Origin of the sequence: Nostoc sp. FACHB-888 (assembly GCF_014696655.1) — a bacterium.
Lineage (GTDB): Bacteria > Cyanobacteriota > Cyanobacteriia > Cyanobacteriales > Nostocaceae > Nostoc.
The window spans coordinates 26648-42017 of record NZ_JACJQM010000043.1 but is presented as its reverse complement, the minus strand read 5'-3'; the positions used below and the strand labels follow the sequence as shown (position 1 = coordinate 42017).

The 15370-nt window shown below is 42.5% G+C and carries 12 protein-coding genes, 1 tRNA gene and 1 pseudogene; 5 read left to right on the top strand and 9 right to left on the bottom strand.

Annotation, left to right across the window (positions count from 1 at the left end; genetic code table 11):
• Positions 1-405: 405 nt before the first annotated feature.
• Positions 406-2706: an IMS domain-containing protein gene (locus H6G26_RS23325; RefSeq protein WP_190731602.1), complete on the top strand. Its 2301-nt coding sequence runs from the start codon at positions 406-408 to the stop codon at positions 2704-2706.
• 191 nt (positions 2707-2897) lie between these two features.
• Here the strand turns inward: H6G26_RS23325 and dhaL are convergent.
• A pseudogene (dhaL, locus tag H6G26_RS23320) lies at positions 2898-3536 on the bottom strand (dihydroxyacetone kinase subunit DhaL).
• A 13-nt stretch (positions 3537-3549) separates the two neighbouring features.
• On the bottom strand, positions 3550-4623 hold the full coding sequence (dhaK, locus tag H6G26_RS23315) for a dihydroxyacetone kinase subunit DhaK (protein WP_190731600.1): 1074 nt from the start codon (positions 4621-4623) through the stop codon (positions 3550-3552).
• A 257-nt stretch (positions 4624-4880) separates the two neighbouring features.
• On the opposite strand from dhaK, the gene H6G26_RS23310 reads away from it, so the two are divergent.
• Complete coding sequence (locus H6G26_RS23310; protein WP_242053837.1) at positions 4881-5111, top strand: type II toxin-antitoxin system HicB family antitoxin; 231 nt, start codon at positions 4881-4883, stop codon at positions 5109-5111.
• 8 nt (positions 5112-5119) lie between these two features.
• On the opposite strand, the gene H6G26_RS23305 is transcribed toward H6G26_RS23310, so the two are convergent.
• The 4 genes from H6G26_RS23305 to thrC (H6G26_RS23290) all read right to left on the bottom strand — a co-directional run bounded on the left by H6G26_RS23305 (position 5120) and on the right by thrC (H6G26_RS23290) (position 8014).
• Entirely contained in the window at positions 5120-5578 is a 459-nt protein-coding gene (locus tag H6G26_RS23305) for a globin domain-containing protein (protein ID WP_190731599.1), read from the bottom strand.
• Between the two features lie 182 nt (positions 5579-5760).
• Positions 5761-5831: transfer RNA gene (locus tag H6G26_RS23300), tRNA-Cys, on the bottom strand.
• A 166-nt stretch (positions 5832-5997) separates the two neighbouring features.
• Positions 5998-6588 (bottom strand): chromophore lyase CpcT/CpeT, encoded by a 591-nt coding sequence (locus H6G26_RS23295; RefSeq protein ID WP_190731597.1) that lies wholly within the window; start codon positions 6586-6588, stop codon positions 5998-6000.
• A gap of 334 nt (positions 6589-6922) precedes the next feature.
• Positions 6923-8014 (bottom strand): threonine synthase, encoded by a 1092-nt coding sequence (gene thrC, locus H6G26_RS23290; RefSeq protein ID WP_190731595.1) that lies wholly within the window; start codon positions 8012-8014, stop codon positions 6923-6925.
• A gap of 575 nt (positions 8015-8589) precedes the next feature.
• Here thrC (H6G26_RS23290) and H6G26_RS23285 point away from each other — a divergent pair.
• On the top strand, positions 8590-8781 hold the full coding sequence (locus H6G26_RS23285; protein WP_190731593.1) for a hypothetical protein: 192 nt from the start codon (positions 8590-8592) through the stop codon (positions 8779-8781).
• 84 nt (positions 8782-8865) lie between these two features.
• Here the strand turns inward: H6G26_RS23285 and H6G26_RS23280 are convergent, their stop codons facing one another.
• Positions 8866-11217: a hypothetical protein gene (locus tag H6G26_RS23280; protein WP_190731592.1), complete on the bottom strand. Its 2352-nt coding sequence runs from the start codon at positions 11215-11217 to the stop codon at positions 8866-8868.
• 317 nt (positions 11218-11534) lie between these two features.
• Here H6G26_RS23280 and H6G26_RS23275 point away from each other — a divergent pair, with 317 nt between their 5' ends.
• Entirely contained in the window at positions 11535-13190 is a 1656-nt protein-coding gene (locus H6G26_RS23275) for an iron uptake porin (protein WP_190731590.1), read from the top strand.
• Between the two features lie 13 nt (positions 13191-13203).
• Positions 13204-13380: a hypothetical protein gene (locus H6G26_RS23270; RefSeq protein ID WP_190731588.1), complete on the top strand. Its 177-nt coding sequence runs from the start codon at positions 13204-13206 to the stop codon at positions 13378-13380.
• A 120-nt stretch (positions 13381-13500) separates the two neighbouring features.
• Here H6G26_RS23270 and H6G26_RS23265 read toward each other — a convergent pair whose 3' ends face one another.
• Positions 13501-13776, bottom strand: a complete 276-nt coding sequence (locus tag H6G26_RS23265; RefSeq protein WP_190731586.1) for a ubiquitin-like small modifier protein 1 — start codon at positions 13774-13776, stop codon at positions 13501-13503.
• A 94-nt stretch (positions 13777-13870) separates the two neighbouring features.
• The gene (gene thrC, locus H6G26_RS23260) at positions 13871-15181 is read right to left on the bottom strand and encodes a threonine synthase (RefSeq protein WP_190731584.1); all 1311 of its coding nucleotides are present in this window, start codon (positions 15179-15181) and stop codon (positions 13871-13873) included.
• Between the last annotated feature and the right edge of the window lie 189 nt (positions 15182-15370).

The window sequence follows — 15370 nt, the reverse complement described above, 5'->3', positions numbered from 1 at the left end:
ATTGTGATATTATTTTCTTCTCTAGTTATCAGGGTCAACCCCCAAAAGTAGTATCTTACTAACCTCCTAGTGGGAAAGTCCCTAAAAAATCAATCATCAATAGATTCTTGCAACCACAACAATTATGCCGTGATTAAAAGCGGTAGTTGTGGTTTGTGCTATCGAAGGCTGATAATAGTTGTGTTAAACAAAAATACTAAGAATTAAGACAGAAAATTGAGGTTTTCTAGGCGAAAACAAAAAATTAGTACTAGAATGTGACTCAAAATTTCGGGAAGGTACAAAACAAGTTGTTGCAATATACACTTGTAGAGTAAATTCTATACGGCATTTTTATGGCACGGTTTTACAGGCCTGGAAAGCTCTAGGTGAATTATGTTGATCACGGTGCAGGGGAAGTAGGCTGTGCGAATTCCGCTAGATTACTACCGAATTTTAGGACTACCGTTGGCGGCAACAGATGAACAATTGCGACAGGCATACAGCGATCGCATTGTACAGTTGCCACGACGTGAGTATTCTCATGCAGCAATTTCTTCTCGTAAACAACTCATAGAAGAAGCTTACGTGGTTTTATCAGATCCAAAACAACGCAGTACCTACGATCATCTGTATCTTGCCCACGCCTATGACCCTGATAACCTTGCTGCTCCCGCAGTAGCACTGGAAAATCGTCCAGAAAGCACCAAAAGGGGTATTGACACCCAAAGTCTTGGTATTGAAATTAACCAAGACGAATTAGTTGGCGCTTTATTAATTTTGCAAGAGTTGGGGGAATACGAACTTGTACTGAAACTAGGTCGTCCGTACTTAGTAAATAAAAATGGTGCTACAAGTGCAAGAAAAGGTCATAGTTTAGCAGACGAAGAAATTTCCGAAAGTCCTGAACATCCAGATGTTGTTCTCACTGTTGCCCTTGCTTGTCTAGAATTAGGTCGTGAACAGTGGCAGCAAGGTCATTATGAAAATGCCGCCATATCTCTAGAAACTGGTCAAGAACTGCTAGTACGCGAAGGGTTGTTCTCTAGTGTACAGGCGGAAATTCAGGCGGATCTTTACAAGTTGCGTCCATATAGAATTTTGGAGTTGCTGGCACTACCTCAAGAAAAGACTGCTGAACGAAGCCAAGGCTTGGAATTATTACAAAACCTTTTAGAAGATCGTGGTGGCATTGATGGCACGAACAATGATGAATCTGGTTTAAATATAGATGACTTTCTGCGATTTATCCAGCAGTTACGCAACCACTTAACAGTTGCAGAGCAGCATAAATTATTTGAAGCTCAAAGCAAACGTCCTTCTGCTGTTGCCACTTACTTAGCTGTTTATGCCTTGATAGCACGGGGATTTGCTCAACGGCAACCGGCTTTAATTCGTCAAGCAAGGCAAATGCTCGTGCGTCTGGGCAAACGTCAAGATGTACATTTAGAACAGTCGCTATGTGCGTTACTCTTGGGGCAAACTGAAGAAGCAACTCGTGTTTTAGAACTTAGTCAGGAGTACGAAGCTTTAGCTTTTATTCGGGAAAAATCTCAAGACTCTCCAGATTTGTTACCGGGGCTGTGTCTATATGCAGAACAGTGGTTGCAACACGAAGTATTTCCCCATTTTCGAGATTTGACAAATCAGCAAGCTTTCTTAAAAGATTACTTTGCTAATCAACAGGTACAAGCTTATTTAGAAGCACTGCCAACTGATGCAGAAACAACTAATGAATGGGCTGTTATTAACCCCCAGTATTTTCCCCAGCCACAGACAAATAAGCCCTATTTCCACAACAATTCAACTAAGACCTCAGCACAACTTAATCACAGCAGAACACCTGATCTAGATTTGCCAGAAACACCAACGTCCGAATATTCAAACTTATCATCACCCCTGTGGAGTTCATCTGGAAGTATAAAATCAGAGGTTCCTGCCGCTGAACGGATGACGACCAGAGGCACTAATCAGCATTTGAATGGTTCAGCTAAAAGTGCTGCACCTGGCCATAGCCAAAAGCGTAGGCGAAGAAAACCTACTCAATCTACTATCCGAGAGCGTATCCCAGATAATCGTCCTCATTCTCGTCGTCCCCGGCGGCGGCGAACTTTTGCTAACACTATCGAAGGGAAAACACGGCTGGTATGGAGAGTGTTTATTTCTTTGGTGAGTCTATTAGTTCTCTGGGTGGTAGCCACAACAACTTTTGGATGGTTAAAAAATCTGTTTTTCCCTACATCCTCTGTGCGTGGTTCAGAGTTGTCTGTACAGATAAATCAACCACCAATACCTATTCCTACTCCAAATAGTAAACTAGGAGCATTAGATGGCCCTTTAACAAATGCAACGGCAGAGGAAGTTATTCGGACTTGGTTCTCGACCAAAGCCGCAGCTTTAGGACCCAATCATGAGATTAATAATTTAGATCAGATTTTAACTGGTTCCGCTTTATCTCAATGGCGGCTGATTGCTCAACAGTATCGGTCAGACAATCGCTACGGCAAATATGACCATAGCTTGAAGATAGAATCTGTTGAGAAGATTGATTTATTTGCAGATCGTGCCGCAGTGGAAGCTACGGTTAAGGAAGTAGCACAGTTCTATGAAAATGGTCAGTTTAAAAACTCTTCTAACGATAATTTGCGAGTTCGGTATGATTTGATTCGAGAACGAGGTAAATGGCGAATCCAGAGTACATCTGTTATGAATCAGATAATTAGATAAAAAAATATAGATAAAGATAAAGCCGAGCATTAAGGATACATTTAGTTTGTTGGTTTTATTGAAATGTATAAGGTCGTCTGGTTATCTTGGAGAGCCTTCATAAAGATAGCCGTAATCGCCTAAAATAAATACTCAGACTAGCTTGTGGAAACGTTTGTATTGAGCCATTTATCCCTTTGATATAGCCAGCGTTATTTCCCAGCACTTTCTAACACCCATAACAAACTCTTCAACATCAAATAAGCAGAAGTCCCTCCTGGGTCTGGATGTCCGATATTCCGTTCCCCCAGGTAGCTAGCCCGTCCCTTTTTGGCATGCATCGATATAGTTTCCTGCAACCCTCTTTGGGCTGCTGCTACAGCCTGTTGCATAGCTTCTAGCGTTCCCTTACTTTCTCCTATAGCCTGCCCAAAAGCGGCTACAGCCGGAGATAGCACATCCACCATTGTTTTGTCTCCTAGTTGCGCTTTGCCACGTTGCAGCACGCCGTCTAAGCCTGCTTGGAGTAGCCCTAACACATCTTGTTCTGTTAATTCTTGCTTATTTGCTACTGCTGTACTGGCTCATAAAAACCAAGTGCCATAAAGAGGGCCACTAGCACCGCCAATGGAAGAAATCAAGGTCATACTCACAGCTTTGAGAATGTTGCTGATATCCTTGTCTGTAAGAGTTGGTAACTGAGTACTTACCTTTTTGAAGCCGCGATCCATATTGATCCCATGATCCGCATCTCCGATCGCAGCATCTAATTCTGTCAAATATGCTTTATTCTGCTCTATCTCGGTTGCATAAGCCTGCAACCATTGTAATATCTGCGACTGACTCAACATAATTCGTAATTAGTTAAATTCCCCAGCGGCAACTTGGTGTTTTTACTGGTGCATCCCATAGGCGGATCATCTCGTCATCTAATTTCAGCAGGGTAATGGAGCAACCTTGCATTTCTAGAGATGTAATGTAAGGGCCTATCAAGTTTCGCACAATTTGCAATCCTTGCTGTTCGCAGATTTGGGCGAGTTTGCGGTAAACAATATACAGTTCGGAAACCGGAGTTCCGCCCATACTATTGACGAAAGCTAATAAGCGATCGCCTTTGGCAAATGGTAGATTTGTGAGTTCTACATCTACCCATTCTCCTTTGTCTTCATCCCACTCGCGCAGTGTGCGGCTGTATGCTGCATCGTCAATGAGCGTTCGCGTCAAAATTTCGGTGATCTCATCTACTGATTTTAGGGCTGTGCGTTCTATTCCTGGCTCACCGTGGATACCGATACCTAATTCAATTTCGCGATCGGTCAATTCAAATGTCGGCATTCCATTAGCGGGGACTGTACAAGATGTTAGAGCAATTCCCATACTCCGCCCATTCAGATTTACTCGGCGACATAAATTTGCTATTTGTGGCAAATCATACCCTACCTCAGCCGCAGCACCACAAATTTTTTCCGCCAGTATTGTTGTTCCCACACCCCGCCGTCCTTGGGTATAGAGACTATCTTTCACTGCTACATCGTCATCAATCAAAATATTTAGCGATCGAATGCCCTCACTACGGGCTAACTCCGTTGCCATCTCAAAGTTCATGACATCGCCACTGTAATTCTTGACGATGTAAAGGATACCAGAGCCTCCATCTACAAGCTTTGCTGCTTCTAGCATTTGGTCAGGAGTAGGTGAAGTGAAAACCTCACCAGGACAAGCTGCATCAAGCATTCCTTTGCCGACGAAACCAGCGTGCATTGGTTCATGTCCACTGCCACCACCTGAAACAATTGCTACCTTTCCCTGAATAGGTGCATCGGCTCGATAGACAAATGCGGGATCATAGTTCAGTTTAATTAAATCGGAATGAGCCGCCGCCATACCTTCTAGACTTTCCCGCACAAAGTCTTCCGGCTTGTTGATCAGCTTTTTCATAATCCGTGTTTGGTTAAAAGGGTGCTAAAACCCAGGTTATAGCGCTTCTCGTTTCTATGCAATATAGTTTGACTTGACTTCTATTTCTCTCTTCCTTTAAGGCTACAGTGTACACACTAGTATTTGAGGGTTGTCTTACAGCGTTTATATCCTGCTAAATCCCCCAATCAATTGGGGGACTTTGAGAGGTTTTTGCCCCACTTTTTAACAGGGATTGGGGGGATCAAAAGCCTGCGGGGAAATGTTAGAAGACTTGTGTGTATACCGTAGCTATCCAAAAATTAAATTACTCAATTCCTGCATCCAATACGACGCTCCCCCTGCTTACCAAAGCGATTGATTATTTTTTTATTTGGAAGTCTCTTGTAGCAATTCTGCATTGGGAAGAGGATGTTTACGTAGCTCAATGTCCAGAGGTGGGAACCGCCAGCCAAGGAGAGACGATAGAAAAAGCGATCGCTAATTTGCAGGAAGCAACAAAAATATAGTTTTGTCGTTAAGAATGCACAACTTGTTTTCTCTCTTCATCTATATATATGTCATGTTCTCTGTGAATGAAAACCTGAGACAATGCCTGATAAGCTTTAGCCCAAGCCGCCATCACTTCTTCTGTAGCAACTTCTCCCAAAACATCTTTCATCGCTTGCAGTAAACTTTCCCCGACAATAGGATATTGCTCTGGTGTAACATGGGTCTGAACATGACGATGAGCAATCTTTTCTACCATCGATTTTAAAGCAGGCAAATTATCAATTTGGGCGGCATAGGCATAAACTGCTGTAGCCAACCTCGCAGGCTGAGAACCATCTCCTTGAGCAGACATATCAAATTGTCCTCTGATTTCTGGATGGTTTTGAAACATAATTTCATACATCCGAGTTGTAATTTGCTGACCGTTCTTTTTCAAGATAGGGGCTGTAGATTTAACGATATCTATTGTTTGTTGGCTAATCATAGTTTTTTCAACCAGTTGGAATGTTGATTGACTTCAATTTAGTGGTTATTCCTATTGGTTACTATGAGCTAGCTCAGTTAACGAGTAATCTAAACATATCTACCCCAGTTTTACCCCAGTTGTTTCCCCAAACTACCACTAAAAAAGGGCTTCAAAGCCCTGTAATGCTTATATTTGTTTGAAGGCGGCACCCGGATTTGAACCGGGGGTGGAGGTTTTGCAGACCTCTGCCTTACCACTTGGCTATGCCGCCACAGCGATATTCCCTGAACTACTTTCATGTCTCTAAGGTCTTCTTAGTAGCTATTCAGTAGCTATAGGGCGCTAGTTAACCCATAATAGCATAGGATTCTGAGGTAGAGATAGTGGGTTAACTGGATGTTTCTGGTAGCCTTTAGGCGATCGCTAGAGAGTTCTGATTACACCTTCACTTCATCAGCAAAAGTGCCCCATTTGACAAAGTGAAATGGACCAGCGATAGAACCCCACAGATGTTCATCAGTGTCTAAATCCCTTCCTCGATCAAGGCTGGAAAATTCTTTAGCGTCAATTTCAAATTCGTTATCCAAATAAGTATTTTTGCCGTCACGAACCACAATGCAGCATTTTCCAGGTTCAACCCTGCCTTTAAAACTATTACCTGTCCACTCTACAACCATGTTGCAACCTGACATTTTTTCCAATTGGTCAACGGATAAACTTTTTAAACGTTCGGGTTCACGAGATGCGCCATAAAATTTTTGTTCTTCTTTAAGCGTGTAGTGTTCAATAACAATGTGGTTTTCTGCCGGAATCAACTTCATTACCCGCATCCGATAAGGTTGATTGAGCATAAAATCATAAGCTTGTTCGAGAAACAAACTTACTCCTGAGAACAATTCCAACGGTAAAGGACGGATACACACACGAATGTGGGCATAAAAAGGCGGATTTTCAAAAGCTTGTTCTTGATTACTAAAGTCAGCTGCCATCCACCGCGCTAAGGTGGCAATATCAGTAGAATGAGTCATGTCGCTTCGCTCCGAATTCAAAATTTAAAATTCAAAATTAATAGTCTCTATAAACTTAGTTGCTTTGTATCCTTTTCTTTGCAGATCAATCAAAATGATTAACCAGTTGCTTAAAAATTATCCAAAATTATACCATTTTGGATTTTAGATTTTGGATTGGAAATCACCTTGCTGTGCTTGCCTTGGTGTAAATTCATCTATCGACAATCATCTTGCAATTTGGGATTATTTCGACACTCGTCAGACTGAAAAATCCTGACTGCGATACCTCCGGTGGGTTTTGCCTACGCAATTTTTCAATTAGATATTATGATCGCTTTTAGTTCTAGAGTGCTTAAAATCCCATTGCCTCGGCTACTGCGCCCAGTTTTGCTGCGATACCTTGTTTAAATAGACTGTGATTGTGTTTAATGGCTGTATCTGGGTCTTTTAGACCATTGCCTGTGAGGACACAAACCACTGTCGCCCCTGTAGGAATTTGGTCTTTTACCTGCAACAATCCGGCTACAGAAGCGGCGCTAGCAGGTTCGCAGAAGATACCTTCTGATGCTGCCAAAAGCCGATAAGCGTCGAGAATTTCTGCATCGGTAACGGCGTGGAAATTCCCCTGGCTTGCAGTTTGCGCTGCGATCGCTAATTCCCAGCTAGCAGGGTTGCCAATCCGAATTGCTGTCGCTAATGTTTCAGGATTTTCTACTGGCTGACCGTGTACTAAGGGGGCTGCACCTGCGGCTTGGAATCCCATCATCCGGGGTAAGCGATCGCACTTTCTGGCTTGATGGTATTGACAAAAGCCCATCCAATATGCTGTTATATTTCCCGCATTGCCTACGGGAATACACAGCCAATCTGGTGCATCACCCAGTGCATCAACGATTTCAAAGGCTGCTGTTTTCTGCCCTTCTAGACGGTAAGGGTTGACCGAATTTACCAAAGTGACTGGATAGCTTTCGGCCATCTCGCGGACAATTTCTAGGGCTTGGTCAAAATTCCCTTTAATTGCCAATACTTCTGCACCGTACAGTAATGCTTGGGCTAACTTGCCCAGCGCCACATAACCGTCGGGAATCAGTACAAAGGCATTCATGCCCCCACGCCTTGCATAAGCTGCGGCGGCGGCTGAGGTGTTGCCTGTGCTGGCACAAATTACTGCTTTTGCCCCTGCTTCCTTGGCCTTGGAAATTGCCATAGTCATCCCCCGGTCTTTGAAGCTGCCGGTGGGATTAAGACCGTCGTATTTTACAAAAACCCGCACTTGTCTGCCAATGCGTTCTGCGATCGCTGGTGCTGGTATTAGGGGTGTGTTACCCTCCAACAAAGTGACAATCGGTGTTTGTTCGCTGACAGGCAAGTATTCGCGATAGGCTTCTATCAGTCCGGGCCAGGGTTGGCGATGAGATTTAGCAACAGGCAGGCTCAAAGTCACGGGATTTAAAATTTCTTGATGTAAAGGATTGGATATTTTAGAAAGGGTCGCACATGGAAGCGCAGGATGGGGAAGAGGAAGAAAGTGAATTTTTCTGTGCCAGTTCCCTGCCCCTTAATTTCAAAAGAATATTACTTAAGAATATTATTTTTTGTGGTGCAGGTGTTTCACTTGCCATTTTTATTTAGAATACCAGTTAAATAGGCAATGCGCTGTCTCTCCTTGGCAGTAGCCTTTGGCAAGGACTTGCCCTTATCCATTCCTAACATTACATTTTTTAAATCTTGGACTTCGTTGCCATTCCGCCACGGAATTTTTCTAAAGCTAATAGTCCTCTCAAAATGCGTGCCCCTTTGGGGATCTTGCTACGCGTACTGTCCCGCAGGGATGGAATGTTTTTTTAGTTGGAAGTCCCTTTTCTTTGGAACACAGCTATTATGATCACCGTCTCTTATGATTGAATCTGAAATACATTAGAGTAATTGATGAAAAATATACAATAATTTAATAAAGCTTAAAAGAACATTATTATAATATTTCTAGTGGTGTGAGTTAAGTTTTGGATTTAATTAGCGATGCCTACTTGTTTCTCTAGTGTTTCTGATCGCGAGTCCCAGGCTAACTGGGTCAGTAAGTTAACCAAGTCTTATTATCAAGACGATCAGCAAGCTAAGTTTATGCATCTACAAGCAGAGGTAGACTCTCTGTTGCAGCAGTTGGAGAATCTGAAGCACCAACGTCTGGCCGACACTAACCAAAAAGAATAATTCATTCTGGGAGATAGCGATGTCTACGACGGGCTATTCGGCGTCGCCAGTGCTTCTTTAATTTAAATTTGAGTAAGGGGCGTGCTATTCAAAGCGCTGATTTTTCTCTGACCAGCGCCTCAAACTGTAGTTATGAGAATTTTCTACTAATAAAGCTAAGGATTGCACATCTGAAAGCTTGGCGATCGCAGCAAGTCTTTGTAAGTCATTGCCTGTAAAATCAGTGTAAATGACTTCATTGCTATCAGACAAAATTATAGTCCGGTCACGGTGTTGCTCTGTGTTTTCGCTCTGAATTCCAGATTTAGACTGATTCAAAGATGCTATTGCGTCTGCTGAGATAGTCAGTATTATTTCTGGTTGAACGTTATTTGTTAAATCAATCACTTGAACGGGCCAATCACCCAATTTTTCTTGCATCTGCTCAAAGCTAGGAATAGCACCAGCCGAAACTTCACCAGATTGCTGTAAAGATTTCCACACACTCGATAACATTACCTTAACCCCTTGGGTATTTTGTCGATACAGTTTTTGTAGAGTGATAGGAGATGGTTGTACCCATTCCAGTGCTGCATTTGTCAAGCCTAAAGGTTTGGGTTGAAGAACATGGTTTTGATTCTCTGGGATTTTTGGGCCAGCAGCTAATAGACGCAAAACTTTACCCTGTAGTTGCACCGCTTTGATAGCGGCTATAGTAATTTGTTGTTCTCCATTTGGTAACCAGACCACAATCTGGATTTCAGGGTTAGAAGTGATTCCCAAAGTTGTCCAGAGAAATTTGGCGGGGGAAGTTTTGGGTTGGTTCAAATTCTCAAAGGGGGAATTTAGCCAGCGTTTTCCATCATGAAATGCACTTACCTCTACCTGATACCAAACTTGGTTATCTGTGAGTTTCAAGTCTGCTGAAGAATTGGGTTGCAGCCATTGGGTGCTAGTAACTTGAGTGATTGGTTGAACTGTACCGACAATTTGACTAGGGTGAGTAGAGGATATTCCCGATGTACCCTTATTATTGAGTCTTGCTAATAGACCTTGAATATAAGCAAGGTCATCTTTTGTAATTTTTGGTTGCGCTTTCAACCAGGAACTAGTATGTCCTTCCCCCCGTTGAACTGCTAAAATCAAAGCGAACCAAGCTTGCACCTCTAATCTATTTGGGTTCACCCGCAACGCCGCCACCGTGCGATTCCACAACCGTTTTTCATCAGCTTTGAGTAAAGTAGCAATTTCTTGGGCATTATGTGGCGACGCTTCAAATACCTGTAAAGCTTTCCCCCAACGACCATCAATCAAATGTGCTAGCACTTCTTGACTAGGACTTGCCCATTTTTTCTGGGCTTGGGTTTTAGTAAGTTGGGAATGCAAGCGAATCAAATCCATTTGCGCTTGCGCCGCCTCTGGCAAAATTCCTTTGCGCTGTTTCTTGATGAATTTTAACCATTCAAAGGCTGGTGTCCACAATCCACTACGGGCAATTGATAGGGCGTTTTGATATGCAGAATCATTGAGGGCTGCTGTTTGGAGGGTAATTGCCTCCAATTGAATTGGTTTAAGGAATAATTTGAGAGGCTTGACTTGGTAAACCTGTAAGTGCGGTTCTAAACCTACAGTTTTATCAACAACTAACTCTTTTGTACCATCACCAGTTACCTGCTGCCATTTGGGTAATTGTCCGTTCGGACTTGTCCAAGACAACATTTGTAGTAAATTGGTGCGTTCTGGATTGTAGTATATAACGTGACCGTAAACACCAGTTCCTTGTTGGCGTTTACCCAGCAAATTAAACCAAACCCCTAGTGATGGTGTTCCACCGTCAAAGCGTTGCACTTTAGTTAAAGGTAGGAGAATGCTAATATCTTGGGGTTCTGATGTCCCATCAAGTGAGGAAGAAATCACAAAGGATTCTTCTGGCCCAGTTACAGATAGTTGAGTCGCTAGATAATAGTAATTTTCTGACTGAGATTTAAACTCTAACTCTTCTGAACGCTGGTAAACCCTGAGTTCCACAAGTTTTTCACAATCAGATTCACAATTAGCACGCTTTTGAAAGATTGGTAGTAAAAATAAGTTTTTCGCATCCTGATACAAAGGCAGAGCTTCCCCGACTATTTGGTTTTTTTTACTCAAATCGAGTTGAATTTGTTTGAGGGTTCGGGGGCGTTCGTGGTTACCAAGAGGGATTTGTGCCCATGCAGGTAAAATTTTATTTAGCCAGCTTACCTGGTCTGGATTGAAGATAAAGAGAACACTAATCCAGGCAAAAGCCATAATTAGACTAGCACTACTTAACAGAATTGCAATCGCTAGCGTTGACGACAACCAACTTCCCCGTTTTAGCTTTTTCTGGGGCTTTTTAACTACGCGTTTCCTTATACCTGCATGAGGTTGATTTTGTTTAGAGGCTTTTGGTGTCGGCTTGCGTGAACGATTTGCCATATTAGTTTTCAATCAATCCAGTGGAGCTTTTTGGGCGTTGAGCAATGGGCATTTGAGCATTAGGTATTGGTTTTTCTCCTTCATCCTCCCCTGCTCCCTCTGCCTCTTAAAAGTCTCCAATATCCAATACCCAATACACTGTTATACTCATCCTTTCAGAAGTTGCCCAGAAGGATTAAGTCTAATTTTTGACAAAATCCGTAGATTTCCTCATGTGAAGCTTAGACAATGGCGAATACACTCTTCACTTAAGTATGTGAGCAGAGTGTAAAAAATTGAAAGGTAGACTTATTAGCCGCAGTCATAGCAAAACCTGGATGCTCGCATGGTTACTAATTGTGGGAGTAAATGGAGTTGCACAAAAAGCACTAGCACAAGAGTACACAGACACAGTAACTACTCAGGCGCAGGAGAGTATAGATTTAAATTCTTCTCCCCTCTCCCCAGAAGATTCGATGGCGCAAATTACATCGGTTTCTCAACTCAAGGATGTACAACCTAACGATTGGGCATTCCAAGCTTTACAGTCTTTGGTAGAACGTTATGGCTGTATAGCAGGCTATCCAGATAGCAATTATCGCGGTAATCGGGCCTTAAGTCGGTATGAATTTGCCGCCGGGGTGAATGCTTGTTTAGATAGAGTCAACGAATTAATCACTACAGCCACGAGCGATTTAGCCATCCGAGAAGATTTAGCAATATTACAAAAATTGCAGTCAGAATTTGCCCCTGAATTAGCAACTTTGCGGAGTCGTGTCGATAGTTTAGAAGCCAGAAACTCTGAAATCAAAGCCAATCAATTCTCAACAACAACCAAACTCAGTGGATTACTCATAGTTGGCATTCAAGGACGAACTAGCAATCGTGGTGATGTGAATCCTAGAGATGGACAAAAAGATACAGATGATGCGGGGACAAACACTAATGTTATATCCTTAGGGCAGCTGTATTTAACTAGCCAAATCACTCCCCGTAGTTACTTGTTTACGGGTCTTTTAGATGGTAAGGGTACTACTGCGCCGAGATTTACCAATAGTGTTTCTCGAAATGATGTTTTACTTGGCTACGAATTTCCCACAGATAACTTGATTGTAAGTGACCTCAATTTTCATTGGCTAGTGACAGATAAACTAGCAGTGATGGTGGGAACAGAAGGCGTAAGTATGCCAACTGCTTTCCGAGGCCCCAATCGGGTAGAAAGTGCTGCAACAGGGCCGTTGTCTTATTTTGCCCAAAGAAACCCAATTTTAAATATGGGATATGGTCACGGCGGTATAGCTATTGATTGGCAATTTGCTAAACGCGCTAGTTTACAGGCAATTTATACTAGTTATCAACCAGGAAACCCTGGTAAAGGTAGCGGTTTATTTGATGGAACCACCACTACAGGTGTACAATTGCTGCTGACACCAACCGATACTCTAGATTTAAGTTTGTATTACGTTAATAATTACTCTTCAGATGGTTGTTTACTAACCTTTGTTGGCGATGAATGCTTAACTACAGTCAATACCACCACCGCAAAATCAGCACCTCTGCAAACTAACGCCGTGGGTGCGACTGTAACTTGGCAGATTTCTCCCCGCATTAGTGCAGGTGCGTGGGGTGGCTATACTAAATCTTATATTCCTGGGCAAGCAGGAAATGTAGAAACAACGAATTATATGGTGTTTCTGAATTTCCCTGATTTATTTGCTAAAGGAAATCTAGGTGGGATTTATGTCGGTCAACCTCCTAAAATCACTAGTAGCAACTTACCTGTAGGGAATAATGTTCCTGATTTTATCAATACTGGTTTAGGACGTGCAGGTGGACAACCAGGGACGACTACTCAAATTGAGGCATTTTATCGTTTTCAGCTAACAGATAACATTAGCCTTACACCAGGAATAATTCATATCTTGGAGCCTGGTCACACACCAGATAGTAACTCAGTTACCATCGGCATTTTGAGGAGTACTTTTAGTTTTTAATTTTGCTTTGCACATGAATATTATTGAGCATGTAAAACAATTTGCTCAAGCGCAAGGATTTCAGGTTGAAATGTTCAGTATGTTGGAAGTGAGCAACCAATTAGAGTCTGTGTCTGTGCTAAAAGTTAATCTAGATGATGTTAAAGAAATGCTTGCAGCAACACCCATCTTTGCGCTCACTCTTGCTTGACATTTTCCCTCACTAATCGGCGGCAGCCCACTAATGGGCATTCCCAGCCGGAGACTGGGAACGAGGCAATTTCTCAAACCTTTGTGTAGTTGGCTTCTACTTTATTTAGTGCTTTCTTTGTTAACCACCTGCAACAGCGGGGACAATACTTACTTCATCGCCATCTTTCAGGGCTGTATTAATACCATCTAAATAGCGAATATCTTCGCTATCGACATAAAAATTTACAAACCGACGTAGTTTGCCTTCCTCATCGCACAACCGGGATTTAATCCCAGGAAAGCTTTGTTCTAAAGAGTCCAATAATTCAGCAATGGTGCTACCGTTGGATTCTAGAGTAGCTTGATTATTAGTCAAATTTTGAAGAGTCGTAGGAACTAAAACTGTTACAGCCATAGAAGTACAAAGTGAAGAGTTAGGAATACAGTTAAGAGTTAAGAGTTAGGAGTTATGAATCAAAAACTCATAACTCATAACTCCTAATTTCTAACTAAACGAGGACTTGTTGCCATTCCAAGCGATCCAGAGTACGTGATCGCTCTAGCGCACGTTCAAAACTATCGAGTTTGGCATCAATAGTCAAGGGTTCGCCAACGTAGCCTTGAATTGCTTCTTGGGTTTTCAGACCATTGCCAGTGATGTAAATCACGGTAGTTTCATCTGGATCAATTTTGCCAGCTTCTACCAGTTTTTTCAGCACGGCCACGGTAGTACCACCAGCCGTTTCTGTGAAGATGCCTTCGGTTTCTGCCAGCAGCTTGATGGCATCAATAATTTCTGCATCATTGACTGATTCAATATTACCACCAGTCTTCTGAGCTAGCTCTACAGCATAAATGCCGTCTGCTGGGTTACCGATCGCTAGCGATTTAGCAATTGTATTCGGTTTAACTGGTTTAATAAAGTCGCGTCCTTCTTTAAAGGCTTGGGCGATGGGTGAACAACCTTCAGCTTGAGCGCCGCTAAAACGAACGCTCTTGTTTTCTACCAAACCAACTTCGATAAATTCTTGGAAACCTTTATAAATTTTGGTGAATAGTGAACCAGATGCTAAGGGAGCAACAACATGATCCGGTAGTTCCCAGCCTAGTTGTTCTGCAACTTCAAAACCTAGTGTCTTAGAACCTTCAGAATAATAAGGACGCAGGTTAATATTGACAAAACCCCAGCCATGTGTATTGGCAACTTCTGAGCAAAGACGATTCACTTGATCGTAATTACCCTTGACGGCCATTAAGGTAGGACTGTAGATCAGACTACCTATAATTTTACCGGCTTCTAAATCTGCGGGGATGAATACACAGCAGTCTAAACCGGCATGAGCTGCGATCGCAGCTGTAGAATTAGCCAAGTTACCAGTGCTAGCGCAAGAAACAGTAGTGAAACCCAACTCTCGCGCTCTGGAGAGGGCAACTGAAACTACCCGATCCTTAAAGCTAAGGGTGGGCATATTAACGGCATCATTTTTTATATAAAGCTTATTTAGACCCAGGCGACGGGCAAGACGGTGGGAACGAACCAAGGGAGTCATACCCGTTCCCACATCTATAACATTGTCAGTTGCAACAGGCAAAAAGGGACGGTAGCGCCAAATTGAATTGGGCCCGGCTTTAATTGTTTCACGAGTAACAGTTAGACGTAGGGCGCTGTAGTCATACTTGACTTCTAACGGGCCAAAACATAACTCACAAACATTACTGGCTTTGAGTTCATATTCCGCACCACATTCTTTACACTTTAAGGCTTGAAAGTAGGCGGTGCTGCTTTGAGTTTGGGTTTGGGTTTTGATTGCCTGAGTCATAAACTAGCTTTCCCTGTTTGTCTGTCTGCTGTCGCCTGATAGTAACACGTGCAAAAATACCAGTCAAACATACCCGACTAAAAATGTCGGGTATGTTTAGTATTGAAAGGAATGATTTTTGTAAACTTTTGATCATAGTAATCCCTGTACCTAGGATTTACACTTAGAACATGAATGTTATAAAAAAAT

Bases quoted from the DNA above. Each gene is read 5' to 3' on its own strand.
- H6G26_RS23305 (WP_190731599.1), bottom strand. From the start codon at position 5,578: ATGATTAGCCAACAAACAATAGATATCGTTAAATCTACAGCCCCTATC.
- thrC (WP_190731584.1), bottom strand. From the start codon at position 15,181: ATGACTCAGGCAATCAAAACCCAAACCCAAACTCAAAGCAGCACCGCC.
- H6G26_RS23270 (WP_190731588.1), top strand. From the start codon at position 13,204: ATGAATATTATTGAGCATGTAAAACAATTTGCTCAAGCGCAAGGATTT.
- dhaK (WP_190731600.1), bottom strand. From the start codon at position 4,623: ATGAAAAAGCTGATCAACAAGCCGGAAGACTTTGTGCGGGAAAGTCTA.
- H6G26_RS23285 (WP_190731593.1), top strand. From the start codon at position 8,590: ATGCCTACTTGTTTCTCTAGTGTTTCTGATCGCGAGTCCCAGGCTAAC.
- H6G26_RS23280 (WP_190731592.1), bottom strand. From the start codon at position 11,217: ATGGCAAATCGTTCACGCAAGCCGACACCAAAAGCCTCTAAACAAAAT.
- H6G26_RS23275 (WP_190731590.1), top strand. From the start codon at position 11,535: ATGCTCGCATGGTTACTAATTGTGGGAGTAAATGGAGTTGCACAAAAA.
- H6G26_RS23295 (WP_190731597.1), bottom strand. From the start codon at position 6,588: ATGACTCATTCTACTGATATTGCCACCTTAGCGCGGTGGATGGCAGCT.
- H6G26_RS23265 (WP_190731586.1), bottom strand. From the start codon at position 13,776: ATGGCTGTAACAGTTTTAGTTCCTACGACTCTTCAAAATTTGACTAAT.